Below are 13204 nucleotides of genomic sequence, written 5' to 3' on the forward strand. Positions count from 1 at the left end.
CTCCGGGAGCACGTCATGCTCACCATCACCGGCAGTTCCGCGATTCCCGTGGTCCGGAGCTTCGCCCACTGGGTCACCGACCCCGGCGCGGAGAGCGTTCCGCAAGTCAGGGCTCGTGTGCGCGCCGCGCTCGAAGGCTGGCGGGTTCCCTGTGGGGCGGCGGACGTCCTGCTGCTGGCCGTGAGTGAGCTCGTCGGCAACGTCGTCCGGCACGCGAGCGCCGGCCGCATGCGGGTCGGGATGGCGGCCGGCGGGGGCTGGCTCCGACTGGAGGTCACCGACCGGGGTGTCGGTCTGCCGCGACTGCCCGCCCCCCGATCCGGGATCGACCCGGAATCCGAGGACGGGCGCGGACTGCTGATCGTGCAGCTGATGACGGCGGAGCTGGGCGGAGAACTCTCCGTCGTGGCCCATGAGTTCGGGAAATCGGTCCGGGTGTGCGTCCCCCTGGCCTGAGTCGGGTCGGGGGTGGCGGGAGGCGTCGTGAGGGGGTGCTCCGCCTCGCAGGATATTGCGAGATGTTGACGGACGCCAAATATTCGACATACGTTGCTCCCATCTCCCCGCTGCTGCCTGATTGAGGTGCCGCCCCATGGAGCTCTCCCCTTCCGCGCACGCCGATTCCTTCTGCAGGGACCGACTGCCGCCCTTCTCCCTCTGGCCCGAACTCCACTTCGAACTACCGGAGTTGGATTACCCGGACCGACTCAACTGTGCTGGGCGCCTGCTCGACGACGCCGTCGAGCTCCACGGCCCCGACCGCCCCTGTCTGCTCACTCCGACCGAGCGCTGGACCTACGGCGAACTGCAACACCGCGCCAACCAGGTCGCCCAGGTCCTCACCGAGGACTTCGGCCTCCGGCCCGGCAACCGCGTCCTGCTGCGCGGCCCCAACAACCCCTGGCTCGTGGCCGCGTGGTTCGGCGTGCTGAAGGCCGGTGGCGTCGCCGTCACCACCATGCCGCTGCTGCGCGCCTCCGAACTCGCCGAGCTCACCGACATCAGCCGGCCCACGGTCGCCGTGTGCGACCACCGCTATGTGGAGGACCTCGACGCGAACCGCCGGCCCGGCCTGCCGGACCTGCCGGACCTGCCGGTCCTCGCCTACGGAGGTCCCGGGGCGACGGACCTGACCGCGCGCTGCGCGGCCAAGGACGGCCGGTTCACCACCGTGGTCACGGCCGCGGACGACGTGGCGCTGATCGCCTTCACCTCCGGTACGACCGGCCGTCCCAAGGCGACCCTGCACTTCCACCGCGACGTCCTGGCCAACGCGGACACGTTCTCCCGGCACGTCCTCAAACCCCGCCCGGACGACGTCTTCACCGGCACACCGCCACTCGCCTTCACTTTCGGGCTCGGCGGTCTGGTGGTCTTCCCCCTCCACGCCGGGGCCGCGACCCTGCTGATCGAGCAGGCGGCCCCACTGCAGCTGGCCGAGCTCGTCGCGGCCCACGGAGTGACCGTGCTCTTCACGGCGCCCACGGCCTACCGCGCGATCATGGAGGCCGGGGCGGCGGACCGGCTCGCGGGGCTGCGCCGCTGCGTGTCCGCCGGGGAACCGCTCCCGGCCGCGGTGTGGCACGAGTTCCACGCCGCCACCGGCCTGCGCATCATCGACGGCATCGGCGCCACCGAGATGCTCCACGTCTTCATCTCGGCGGCCGACGAGGACATCCGGCCCGGCTCCACCGGCCGACCCGTTCCCGGCTACCGCGCCGCCGTCGTCGACGAGCACGGCGACCCCGTCCCCGACGGGCAGCCCGGCCTGCTCGCGGTCACGGGTCCCACCGGCTGCCGCTACCTGGCGGACCCGCGCCAGACCTCGTACGTCAGGAACGGCTGGAACATCACCGGCGACACCTACGTCCGCGACGCGGAGGGCTACTTCTGGTACGTCGCCCGCAGCGACGACATGATCGTCTCCTCCGGCTACAACATCGCGGGCCCCGAGGTCGAGAAGGCCCTCGTCGCCCATCCCCACGTCGAGGAGTGCGCGGTCGTCGGAGCCCCGGACGAGCGGCGCGGCATGCTGGTCAAGGCCTACGTCGTCCTGGGCGCCGGCGTCCCGGCGTCCGAGGCGACCGTCCGCGAGCTGCAGACCCACGTCAAGCGGACCATCGCCCCGTACAAGTACCCGCGCGCCGTCGAATTCGTCACGGAACTCCCGCGCACCGGCACCGGAAAGCTGCGGCGCGGCGAACTGCGCGAGCGCGCCCGCGTTGACGCATCGCCCGCCGGGCCGGGCACGTCGTCCGGGCCGGGCACAGCCTCCGGGCCGGATTCCGGACCGCCCGGCGGACCGGCCGCACCGCCGTCAGCGCCGCCCACCGCGCCCGGGCCGGCCACACCGCCCGAGCTGCCCAGCGTCGTCGTCGAGCGCCGCGTCGAGTGGACCGACACCGACGCCGCCGGGCACTACCACCACTCCACCGTCGTGCGCTGGGTCGAGGCGGCCGAGGCCGTCCTGCTCCACCGCCTGGGCCTGTCCCACCTGTTCGGAAGCACCCCCCGGGTCCACTTCGAGGCCGACTACCGGGCACGGCTCTGGTTCGGGGACGCGGTGCGCACCGAACTGAAGGTCGTCAAGGTCGGCTCGGCCTCCCTGCACTACGCCTTCACCGTGCGCAGCGAACGGGGCGTGGAGGCGGCCACCGGCCGCATGGTCATCGCCCACTCGGCCGCCCACGCGACCGGTGCGACCCCCTGGCCCGCCGACGTGCGCGAGCTGCTGGGCACGGCGGGACCGCAGACACCCGAACTACTCACCATCGCCGCATCACCCGGAGGTACGCCGTGCGCGTCGCAGTCATAGGAGGAGGGCCCGGCGGACTGTACTTCGCGGCCCTGACCAAGCAGCTCTCCCCGCACTGGGAGGTGACCGTCTGGGAACGCAACGCCCCCGACGACACCTTCGGCTTCGGGGTCGTCTTCTCCGACGAGACGCTCGACGGCATCGCCCAGGCCGACCGCGAGATCCACGAGGCCATGTCCGCGGAGTTCGCCCGCTGGGCCGACATCGACGTCCGCTACCGGGGCACCACCCTCACCTCGGGCGGCCATGGCTTTGCCGCCCTCGGACGCCGGCACCTGCTGCGGATCCTCCAGGAGCGCTGCGCCGCGCTGGAGGTGGACGTCCGCTACCGCACCCAGGCCCCGCCCGCCGCCGAACTCGCCGTGTCGTACGACCTGGTGGTGGCCTGCGACGGCGTACGGTCGGCCACCCGCGCCGCCTACGCCGACACGTTCGGCACCGACCTCGACGAGCGCGCCGGCCGCTACATGTGGCTCGGCACGGACAAGGTCTTCGAAGCCTTCACCTTCATCGTCGACGAGCAGGACTTCGGCACCCTCCAGGTGCACGCGTACCCCTACGACTCCACCCGCTCCACCTTCATCGTGGAGATGGAGGAGGAGGCGTGGCGGCGCGCCGGCTTCGAGGAGTTCGCCGACCGCGGCCATCCGCCGGGCACCAGCGACGAGGAGAGCATCCGGCGCTGCGAGGAACTCCTCGCGGGCCACCTCGACGGCCACCGGCTCCTCCCCAACAACTCCAAGTGGCTCCGCTTCACCACGGTCCGCAACCGCACCTGGCGGCACGAGAACGTCGTCCTCCTCGGGGACGCCGCCCACACCGCGCACTTCTCCATCGGCTCCGGCACCAAGCTCGCCATGGAGGACGCCCTCGTCCTCGCCGCCAGCCTGCACGAACACCCGGACGTGCCGACCGCGCTCGCCGCGTACGAGGACGAGCGCAGGCCGGTGGTGGAGTCCACCCAGCGCGCGGCCCAGGCCAGCCTGGAGTGGTTCGAGCACATCGACCGGTACACCGGCCAGGACCCGCACCAGTTCGCCTTCAACCTCCTCACCCGCAGCCGCCGCGTCACCTACGACAACCTGCGCCTGCGCGACGAGGGGTTCACCAGCGCGGTCAACCGCTCCTCGACCGTGCCCCCGATGTTCCGCCCCTACCCGCTCGGCGGACTGCTGCTGCGCAACCGGGTCGTCGTCCCGCCCACCGCGCTGCACACCGCGCGTGACGGCGTCCCCGGCGACTTCGACCTGGTCCACCTCAGCACGCAGGCCCTCGGCGGCGCGGGCCTGGTCCTCGCCGGGATGACGTCCGTCAGCGCCGACGGCCGGGCCACCCCCGGCTGCCCCGGCCTGTGGACCGACGGACAGGAAGCGGCCTGGCGGCGCATCACGGACTTCGTCCACGGCCAGTCCGACACCTGCCTCGGCATCCAGCTGACGCACGCCGGCCGCCGCGCCGCCGCCCGCGACGGGCAGCCGATCGCCGCTTCGGCGCTGGCCTGGGACGAGCGGAGCCCGGTGCCGCGCGAGGCCGACCGGGCCGACATGGACGCCGTCGTACGGGACTTCGTGAGCGCGGCCCGGCGCGCCGACCGGGCGGGCTTCGACGTGCTGGAACTCCAGTACGGGCACGGGCACCTGCTCTCCGGCTTCCTGTCGCCGCTGACCAACCTGCGGACGGACGAGTACGGGGGAGACCTGGACGGAAGGCTGCGGCTGCCGCTCGAAGTGCTGCGCGCCGTACGGGAGGTGTGGCCGGCCGGCAAGGCCCTGCTCGTGCGGATCTCCGCCGCCGACTGGGCCGAGGGCGGCACCAGCGAGGCCGACGCCGTCGCCATCGCCCGCGCGCTCGCCGAGGCCGGCGCCGACGCCGTCGACGTCTCCACCGGCGAGGTCGTCGCCCACGAGCAGCCCCGCTACGGCCGCAGCTACCAGACCCCGTACGCCGACCTCATCCGCAACGCCACCGGGGTCCCCACCATCGCCGTCGGCGCGATCTCCACGTACGACGACGTGAACTCGATCATCCTGGCGGGCCGGGCGGACCTGTGCGGCGTCGGCCGCGCCCAGCTCCACGACCCGCTGTGGACCCTGCACGCGGCCGCCGCCCAGGGCTACCAGGGCCCTGCCGCGCCCTGGGCGCGCGCCTGGCGGGCGGGCAGCGGCCGGCCCCCGTCGGCCCGGACCGACCGGATCCCGCCCCGCCTCGAACTGCTGCGGCAGCCCGCCGCGTCCGCCCACCGCCGCTGGCTGCCGCGCGCCGCCGCCCCGGCGCCCGCTCCCGTCCCCCGATAGCCGGAGGTTCCCATGCCCATGGACAGGGAGAACCTGCCCCGATTCACGGCGGCGGCCGTCCAGGCCGCACCCGTCTACCTCGACCCCGCCGCCACCGTCGGCAAGGCCGTCGCCCTGATCGCCGAGGCCGCCGCCCACGGAGCCGAACTCGTCGTCTTCCCCGAGGTGTTCGTCCCCGGCTACCCCTACTGGAACTGGACGATGAACCCGGTCCAGGGCTCGCCCTGGTTCGAGCGCCTCCAGCGGGCCTCGGTCGATCTGCCCGGCCCGCACGTCGACGCCCTGCGCGCGGCGGCCCGCCGGCACGGGATCGTCCTCGTCATCGGGGTCAACGAGCGCGCCCCGCACAGCCTCGGCGTCCTCTACAACACCCTGCTGACCATCGGACCCGACGGCGCCCTCCTCGGCGTCCACCGCAAACTGGTGCCGACCTGGGCCGAGAAGCTCACCTGGACCGGCGGGGACGGCAGCTCGCTCGTCGTCCACGACACACCCGTCGGCCCCCTCGGGGCGCTCGCCTGCGGCGAGAACACCAACACCCTGGCCCGCTTCACCCTCCTCGCGCAGGGCGAACTCGTCCATGCCTCCTGCTACATCGCCCTGCCCGTCGCCCCCGCCGACTACGACATGGCCGACGCCATCGCCGTCCGCACCGCCGCCCACAGCTTCGAGGGCAAGGTCTTCTCCGTCGTCGCCTGCTCCACCGTCTCCCCGGAGATCGTCGACCTGCTCGCCGGGGACGACGAGGAACTGCGCAAGCAGTTCACCCGTCCCCGCAGCGCGCTGTCCGGCATCTTCGGCCCCGACGGCCGCCCGGTCACCGAGCCCCTCGTGGACGACGAGGGGATCGTCTACGGCGAGATCGACCTCGCCCGGTGCATCCAGCCCAAGCAGATGCACGACATCACCGGGCACTACAACCGTTTCGACATCTTCCGCCTCGAAGTCGACAACCGCCCCCGGCTGCCCGTGACCTTCACCGTGCCCCCGGCCCCCTTCACCGACAGCGCCGCCCCTGAGGAGGACGTATGACCAGCGAGCAGGACGACTCGATGCTCGGCCGCGCCCGGGTGTCCGACACCCCCGAACTCACCGCGTACTACGACGAGCTCGGCGCCCTCGACGCGGGCGCCCTGTGGACCGTGGCCAACGACATCGAGCCCTGGTACCCGCAGCCCCGCTCCGTGCCCGTGCTGTGGCGCTACGACGAGCTGCGCCCCCACGTCCTCAAGGCCCTCGGCCTGGTCAAGGGCGACGACGCCGGCCGCCGGGTCGTGATGCTCGTCAACCCGGGCCGCAAGGACGTCAGCGCCGCCGCCGGACTCCTCTACACCGGACTCCAGATCATGGGCCCCGGCGAGGCCCTGACCGCCCACCGCCACCAGGCCGCGGCCCTGCGCTTTGTCCACGAGGGCACCGGCGCCTGGACGATCGTCGACGGCCAGAAGCTGAAGGTCGGTCCCCGCGACTTCGCCATCACCCCGAACGGCACCTGGCACGAGCACGGCAACGACGCCGACGACGCACCGGTCATATGGCAGGACGGACTCGACATCCCGCTGGTCAACGCCTTGGACGCCGGGTTCTACGAGGTCCACCCCGAGCTGTACCAGACCCCGGGGAAGGTCATCAACTCCTCGGTCCTGACCTACGGAGCGAACCTGTTGCCGTACGGAGTGGAGAAGTGGACCCGGCCGTACTCGCCGCTGCTCGCCTACCCCTGGGAGCCCACGTACGAGGCCCTGCGCGGCCTCGCCCAGGCCACCGAGGGGTCCCCGTACGACGGGGTCATCGCGGAGTACACCAACCCGGTGACGGGCGGTCCGGTCATGCCCACCATGGGCGCCCACATGCAGTTGCTGCGCCCCGGCCAGGCCACCCTCGCCCACCGCCACACCGGCTCGGTGATCTACACGGCCGCCAAGGGCCGCGGGGTCTCGGTCATCGCCGGACGGCGCTTCGAGTGGAAGCAGGGCGACATCTTCTGCGTCCCGTCCTGGGCCTGGCACGAGCACCACAATCTCGACCAGACCGAGGACGCCTGCCTCTTCTCCTTCAACGACTTCCCCGTCATGCGCTCGCTCGGTTTCCACCGGGAAGAGGCGTACGCCGACCACGGCGGGCACCAGCCCGTCACCGCCGCCTGACCCACGAGGAGCCCCAGCATGCGCTTGCTGACCTTCACCACCAGTGCCACCGGAGCCGCCGGCGCCACGGAACGCCTGGGCGTCGAGGCCGACGGCCTCGTCCTCGACCTGGCGGTCCTGGCCGACCACGCGGGCGTACGCATCCCGCACGACCTGCTCTCCTTCGTCCAGGCCGGCCCGGCCGCGCAGGAAGCGGCCCGCCGGCTGCTCGCCGCCGACCCCGCAGGACCGCTCGCCGGCGCCGTCCACCGGCGGGAGGACGTGACCCTGCGCGCCCCGCTGCGCCCCGGCAAGATCATCGGCGTCGGCCTCAACTACATCGAGCACGTCGAGGAGTCCAGCCGCAGCCTCGACACCGACAAGGACCTGCCGCCGCGCCCGGTGCTTTTCGGCAAGCCCGCCACCGCCGTCACCGGCCCCGGACAGCCGATCCTGCACAACGCCGACCTGACCACCCAGCTGGACTGGGAGTGCGAACTCGCCGTCGTCATCGGCCGCACCGCCTTCCGGGTGAGCGAGGAGGACGCGTACGACCACATCTTCGGCTTCAGCATCCTCAACGACATCAGCGCCCGCGACCAGCGCCGGTCCGGCCAGTGGTTCTTCTCCAAGGGCCAGGACTCCTACGCCCCCTTCGGCCCGGTGATCGTGACCCGCGACGAGATCCGCGACCCCATGGCCCTCGACCTCTCGCTGCGCGTCAACGGCGTCACCAAGCAGAAGTCGAACACCCGTCACATGCTCTTCCCCATCGCCCGCCTCATCGCCGACATCAGCTCGGGCATGACCCTGGAGCCCGGCGATGTCATCGCGACGGGCTCGCCCTCCGGCGTCGGCGCCGGCATGGTCCCGCCCGAGTTCCTGCACCCCGGTGACACCGTCGAAGCCACGGTCGAAGGCATCGGCACCCTGACCAACCCCGTCGTCGACGCCCGCTGAGGAGTACCCGTGTCACCCCGCACCTACCGCATCGGCCAGATCGTGCCGAGCTCCAACGTCACCATGGAAACCGAAGTCCCCGCCATCCTCCGGGCCCGCCAGGCCATCGCACCGGACGAGCGCTTCACCTTCCACTCCAGCCGGATGCGCATGACCCACGTGACCCCCGAGCAGCTCAAGGCCATGGACGCCGACTCCGACCGCTGCGCCGTGGAACTCTCCGACGCGCGCGTCGACGTACTCGGCTACGCCTGCCTGGTGGCCATCATGAGCATGGGCCTCGGCTACCACCGGACCTCGGAGCAGCGCCTGCACACCCGCACCGCCGAGAACGGCGCGCCCGCCCCCGTCGTCACCAGCGCCGGAGCCCTCGTCCACGGCCTGCACACCATCGGCGCCAAGAAGATCGCGCTGCTGGCTCCCTACATGCGCCCGCTCACGCAGACCGTCGTGGACTACCTCACGCACGAGGGCATCGAGGTCCTCGACCACCAGGCCCTCGAGATCCCGGACAACCTGGAGGTCGCCGCCCACGACCCGGCCCGCCTGCCGGGCCTGGCACGGGCCCTCGACTACGCCGACGCGGACGCGGTCGTGCTCTCGGCCTGCGTGCAGATGCCGTCCCTGGGCGCCATCGAGGAGGCCGAACAGCTGCTGGGCAAGCCGGTGGTGTCCGCGGCGGTCTGCACCGCCCATCAGATGCTCCGGGCCCTGGACCTGGACGCCGTGGCCCCGGGGGCGGGCCACCTGCTGTCGGGCACGTACGCCCGGGCCCCACTGCCCGGGTAGCGGTCGACACGACCTAGCGCAGCGGCGGCAGCGTGTACGTCGGGATCGACGGGTCGTTCGGGTCGAAGGGGGTCGGCTTCCAGTCCATCGTCGGGACGTGGGAGGGCGCCGGAGGCGGGGTGGGGCCCCGGTGCGGGTTCTGCGGGACCTTCGGCGAACCCGCCGTGCTCCGCTTCGGTGCCGGCTCCGATCCACGGCCGGCCGAGGCCTTCGGCTGCGCCGCCGGGGGCGCAGCCGAGACGGAGGGCTCCGGGGCCGCCGGCTGCGAGTCCGCGGGGGACGGCGAGGCCGTCGCCGGGTCGGTGCTCGCGGTCGGCGTCGCCGGCTTCTCCGCGGCCGGCGGGGCGCCGCCGGCCGCGGCGCCGGAACAGCCGCTCAGCAACAGGCCGCCCACCAGCACCACGGCCACGGCTCCTGGCACTCTGCCGCCGGCGCCCACACCCACCACCCACCGATCCCGCGTCGTTCATACGTTCAACGCGCGGATCGTAGCTCAGCCCCGCGCGCCCGATCCCGGCAGGATGATCGTGACCCCGCGCCGCCGCCCCGCCAGTCGCCGAAGGCCGCGAGAGCCAGCCGCTGGGCCACCGCCGGGAAGCCGTTGGCGGAGGAGGAGGTGCCCATCGCGTAGACCGCGCGCCGGTTGAGGTCCCTGGAGGCGAAGGCGCGGCTCCGTCGTAGCCGGGCAGGTACGGCCTGCGGCGTTCGATCGCCTCGGCCGGGGAGTGGCCGGGGCGCCCTGGAAGTCGTGGGGCAGGCCGCTGGTGTGGTTGAGCAACTGCCGCACGCTGATCGGTTCCTCGAACCGGCTCTCGGCGGTCAGGGGCAGGGTCCGAGGAACGGCGCCTGGGAAGACTCCACTCGGGAAACGGTGATCAAGTCCCTGCGAGCTTCTCCGCCCGGACCGTCCCGGTTCGACCGGGATCTCCCGCTCCGAACCTGAACCTATCCTGACATCGCGTCAGGGAAGCCGGGCGGGCGCCGCCCGCGCGGGCCCTCGCCCCGTACGAGGTGTCGCTGTACTGACGATCCACCCGGACCGATCCACCCGTACCGGTGCACCACGATGCCGACCGGGTCATCCCGGTCGGCATCGTACGGAACAGGACCGTTCGGCCCTGGGAGTGACATCGGCGGCGGCTCCAGCGCTGAAGGGCATGAGTCGCCCTTCCGACCGCGACCACGACCCTGCCCCGACATCCGACGTCGCGTCTCCCGATCCCCAGAGGCCACCACGCATGCACCCACCACTCGGTACCCCGGAACAGGACACGATGGAGCTCTTCCTCGGTGATGTGGGTGCACCCGCTGCGGCGCCGGAGACGCCGGCCCCGGCCGCCGCAGCGGCCCCGGTATTCGTGGATACGTCGGGGCGCAGACAGCGCCGGGTGCGCCGCTGGGGGTACCTGCTGGTGGTACCGGCCGTCGCCTACGTCGTCCTGCTCATCAGCACCCTGCTTGGCGGCCCCACCATCCACTCGCCGTTCCTCCCCTCGGCCCAGGCTCCGCACACCCCCGTACCCGAAAGCACGGCCGGCACCCGCACCGGCGGCCCGTCCGCCCCTGGCGCGGCGAATGGCAGCCCGCGCCCCACCCCGGCAGCCTCGCGCAGCGGTGCGTCCTCGCCGGCCGCCACGACCGTGACCGGCGGCGCGACGCCCGGCACCGGACCCGGCCCGAAGGCCACGACCGGACCGGCGCACCCGGCCCAGTCGCCTCCCGGCGGGGGGCGGGGTCGCGCCACCGAGCCGCCGGGCCAGGGCGGTGGCAAGCCCACCGGGCGGCCCTGAGGCCGACAGGCCCGGCGCGGCCCACGCCACCGCACCGCATCACATAGCAATGCACCGCACCACACCGCACCGCACAACGCAGCAGGCAGGAAGACTCACCCCTTGTCGAAGAACCGTCGCCGCCGACCCCGCGGCAGGCACAGCTCCGTACGCAACGTCCCCCTGCGCACCCACTGGCTGCTGCTGACCACCCTCGTGCTCACCCTCTCGGCGGCGCTGCTCCTCCAGGGCTACACCCAGCACCTGTTCGACTCCACCCCCGACGCGGCTCCCCGTGAGCGGGGTCCGGGGACCTCCGTACCGGAGACGATCGCCTCCGGCGGGCCGGTGATCGAGGGGGCGGCCGGCCGCACCGCCGCCCCGGCGGCCCGCACGATCGCCCTGACCTTCGACGACGGACCCGACCCCGTCTGGACCCCGAAGATCCTCGACGTGCTGCGCCGCAACGACGTGCGCGCGACCTTCTTCACGGTCGGCACCCGGGTCGCCGAGAACCCCGACCTCGCCCGCCGGATCGTCGACGAGGGCCACCAGATCGGCCTGCACAGTTTCACCCACACCGATCTCGGCGCCGCGTCCGCGTGGCGGCGTTCGCTGGAACTGCGCGAGACCCAGCTCGTCATCGCCGGAGCCACCGGCGTCACCACACCACTGCTCCGCCCGCCGTACTCCTCCACCAACAAGGCTCTCGGCGACGCCGACTGGAGCGCCGCCGTCCAAGCGGGGAAGGAGGGGTACCTGACCGTCCTGACGACCCTGGACAGCCAGGACTGGCGACGCCCGGGCGTCGAGACGATCGTCGCCGCCGCCACCCCGAAGGACACCGCCGGGCAGATCCTGCTGCTGCACGACGCGGGCGGGGACCGCACGCAGACGGTCGCCGCGCTCGAACAGCTCGTGCCGCGGCTGAAGGCGTCCGGCTGGACGTTCGCCACCGTGGGCGACGCGGTCGCCCTCCCCAAGGCCGTCCAGCCGGCCGAGACCGCGGACCGGTGGCAGGGCCTCGCCCTCATCACCGCGATCCGCACCAGCGACTGGATCCTCGAAGCCCTCTCGTGGCTGCTGTGGGCGGCGGGCGCCATCAGTCTGTCGCGTGCGATCGCCGTCTTCGTCGCCGCCAGGCGGCACGTGCGGATGCGCCGCCGGCCCTGGGGCGCTCCGGTCACCGAACCCGTGAGCGTCATCGTCCCCGCCTACAACGAGAGCGCCGGCATCGAGGCGGCCGTCCGTTCCCTGGTGGCCTCCGACCACCAGGTCGAGGTCATCGTCGTCGACGACGGATCCACGGACGGCACGGCCGAGATCGTCGAGGCCCTCGGGCTGCCCGGCGTACGGGTCATCCGGCAGCAGAACGCCGGAAAACCGGCCGCCCTCAACACGGGTATCGCCGCGGCCTCCTGCAACCTGCTCGTCATGGTCGACGGCGACACCGTCTTCGAGCCGGACGCCGTTCGCATGATCGTCCAACCCTTCTCCCACCGCCGGGTGGGCGCGGTCTCCGGCAACGCCAAGGTGGTCAACCGGGGTGGGCTGCTCGGACGCTGGCAGCACATCGAGTACGTCGTCGGCTTCAACCTCGACCGCCGCCTGTTCGACCTCGCCGAGTGCATGCCCACGGTCCCCGGTGCCGTCGGCGCGTTCCGCCGCGAGGCACTGTTGCGGGTCGGCGGCGTCAGCGACACCACGCTGGCCGAGGACACCGATCTCACCATGGCCCTGTGCCGGGACGGCTGGCGCGTCGTCTACGAAGAGCGGGCCATGGCCTGGACCGAAGCTCCCGCCTCGCTCGGTGCCCTGTGGAAGCAGCGCTACCGGTGGTGCTACGGCACCCTCCAGGCCATGTGGAAGCACCGGGGTGCCCTCACTCAGCGGGGGCAGGCCGGCAAGCTCGGCAGGCGCGGTCTGGTCTACCTGCTGATGTTCCAGGTTCTGCTGCCCCTGCTCGCGCCCGTCGTGGACGTCTTCGCCGTCTACGGCCTGGTCTTCCTCGACCCCGTGCGCATCCTCGGCCTGTGGACGGCGTTCCTGCTCCTCCAGGCCTTGATGGGTCTGTACGCGTTCCGCCTGGACGGGGAGCGGCCGGGACCGCTGTGGAGCCTGCCCCTGCAGCAGTTCGTCTACCGCCAGCTCATGTATCTCGTCGTGATCCAGTCGGTCTTCACCGCCATCGCGGGCTCCCGCCTGCGCTGGCAGCGGATGGAGCGTTACGGCAGTCTCCAGGTGCCCGCCACCCCGTCCGAGCGGCTGCCCGACCACGCGTTCGCGCCTGAGGCCCCGCCGGCCCCCGAGCCCTGGGCCGGTACCGGGGCCGTGCCGTACCGAGGTCACGGCGCGGACCCCGCCTGGGCGTCCCGTCCCTCCGCGCCGATCCCGCCCAGCCCGCAGAACCACATCTGGCCCTCGCACGACCACCGGGACCTGTAGACGCCG

Annotated in this window: 10 protein-coding genes and 1 pseudogene; 10 read left to right on the plus strand and 1 reads right to left on the minus strand. The window is 72.7% G+C overall.

Annotation, left to right across the window (positions count from 1 at the left end):
• Window positions 1-15: 15 nt before the first annotated feature.
• The 8 genes and pseudogenes from OG534_RS34920 to OG534_RS34955 all read left to right on the plus strand — a co-directional run bounded on the left by OG534_RS34920 (window position 16) and on the right by OG534_RS34955 (window position 8984).
• Window positions 16-456 carry an ATP-binding protein gene (locus OG534_RS34920; RefSeq protein WP_326586417.1) on the plus strand — a complete coding sequence of 147 codons (441 nt, stop codon included), beginning with the start codon at window positions 16-18 and terminating at the stop codon, window positions 454-456.
• A 136-nt stretch (window positions 457-592) separates the two neighbouring features.
• A pseudogene (locus tag OG534_RS34925) lies at window positions 593-2212 on the plus strand (AMP-binding protein); the annotation flags it as partial.
• Complete coding sequence (locus OG534_RS34930) at window positions 2189-2815, plus strand: acyl-CoA thioesterase (RefSeq protein ID WP_326593429.1); 627 nt, start codon at window positions 2189-2191, stop codon at window positions 2813-2815. The pseudogene OG534_RS34925 and the gene OG534_RS34930, both read left to right, overlap by 24 nt.
• A complete protein-coding gene (locus OG534_RS34935; protein ID WP_326586416.1) occupies window positions 2797-5109 on the plus strand; it encodes an oxidoreductase in 2313 nt (770 codons plus the stop codon). The genes OG534_RS34930 and OG534_RS34935 overlap by 19 nt, the downstream gene beginning before the upstream one ends.
• Window positions 5110-5121: 12 nt before the next feature.
• Window positions 5122-6141, plus strand: coding sequence for a carbon-nitrogen hydrolase family protein (locus tag OG534_RS34940; RefSeq protein ID WP_326586415.1), 1020 nt, complete (start codon window positions 5122-5124; stop codon window positions 6139-6141).
• A complete protein-coding gene (locus OG534_RS34945) occupies window positions 6138-7256 on the plus strand; it encodes a cupin domain-containing protein (protein ID WP_326586414.1) in 1119 nt (372 codons plus the stop codon). The genes OG534_RS34940 and OG534_RS34945 overlap by 4 nt, the downstream gene beginning before the upstream one ends.
• 18 nt (window positions 7257-7274) lie before the next feature.
• Entirely contained in the window at window positions 7275-8195 is a 921-nt protein-coding gene (locus OG534_RS34950) for a fumarylacetoacetate hydrolase family protein (RefSeq protein ID WP_326586413.1), read from the plus strand.
• Between the two features lie 63 nt (window positions 8196-8258).
• Window positions 8259-8984, plus strand: a complete 726-nt coding sequence (locus tag OG534_RS34955) for a maleate cis-trans isomerase family protein (RefSeq protein WP_326593428.1) — start codon at window positions 8259-8261, stop codon at window positions 8982-8984.
• Window positions 8985-8997: 13 nt separating this feature from the next.
• On the opposite strand, the gene OG534_RS34960 is transcribed toward OG534_RS34955, so the two are convergent.
• Window positions 8998-9393, minus strand: a complete 396-nt coding sequence (locus OG534_RS34960) for a hypothetical protein (RefSeq protein ID WP_326586412.1) — start codon at window positions 9391-9393, stop codon at window positions 8998-9000.
• Window positions 9394-10222: 829 nt separating this feature from the next.
• Here OG534_RS34960 and OG534_RS34965 point away from each other — a divergent pair.
• Both OG534_RS34965 and OG534_RS34970 read left to right on the plus strand, forming a co-directional pair.
• A complete protein-coding gene (locus OG534_RS34965) occupies window positions 10223-10774 on the plus strand; it encodes a hypothetical protein (RefSeq protein WP_326586411.1) in 552 nt (183 codons plus the stop codon).
• Window positions 10775-10876: 102 nt separating this feature from the next.
• Complete coding sequence (locus OG534_RS34970; RefSeq protein WP_326586410.1) at window positions 10877-13198, plus strand: bifunctional polysaccharide deacetylase/glycosyltransferase family 2 protein; 2322 nt, start codon at window positions 10877-10879, stop codon at window positions 13196-13198.
• Window positions 13199-13204: the final 6 nt, after the last annotated feature.

Origin of the sequence: Streptomyces sp. NBC_01294 (genome assembly GCF_035917235.1) — a bacterium.
GTDB classification, from domain to species: Bacteria; Actinomycetota; Actinomycetes; order Streptomycetales; family Streptomycetaceae; genus Streptomyces; species Streptomyces caledonius.

Coding starts and splice junctions, on each gene's coding strand:
- OG534_RS34940 (WP_326586415.1), top strand. CDS start 5,122: ATGCCCATGGACAGGGAGAACCTGCCCCGATTCACGGCGGCGGCCGTC.
- OG534_RS34920 (WP_326586417.1), top strand. CDS start 16: ATGCTCACCATCACCGGCAGTTCCGCGATTCCCGTGGTCCGGAGCTTC.
- OG534_RS34950 (WP_326586413.1), top strand. CDS start 7,275: ATGCGCTTGCTGACCTTCACCACCAGTGCCACCGGAGCCGCCGGCGCC.
- OG534_RS34945 (WP_326586414.1), top strand. CDS start 6,138: ATGACCAGCGAGCAGGACGACTCGATGCTCGGCCGCGCCCGGGTGTCC.
- OG534_RS34955 (WP_326593428.1), top strand. CDS start 8,259: ATGGAAACCGAAGTCCCCGCCATCCTCCGGGCCCGCCAGGCCATCGCA.
- OG534_RS34965 (WP_326586411.1), top strand. CDS start 10,223: ATGCACCCACCACTCGGTACCCCGGAACAGGACACGATGGAGCTCTTC.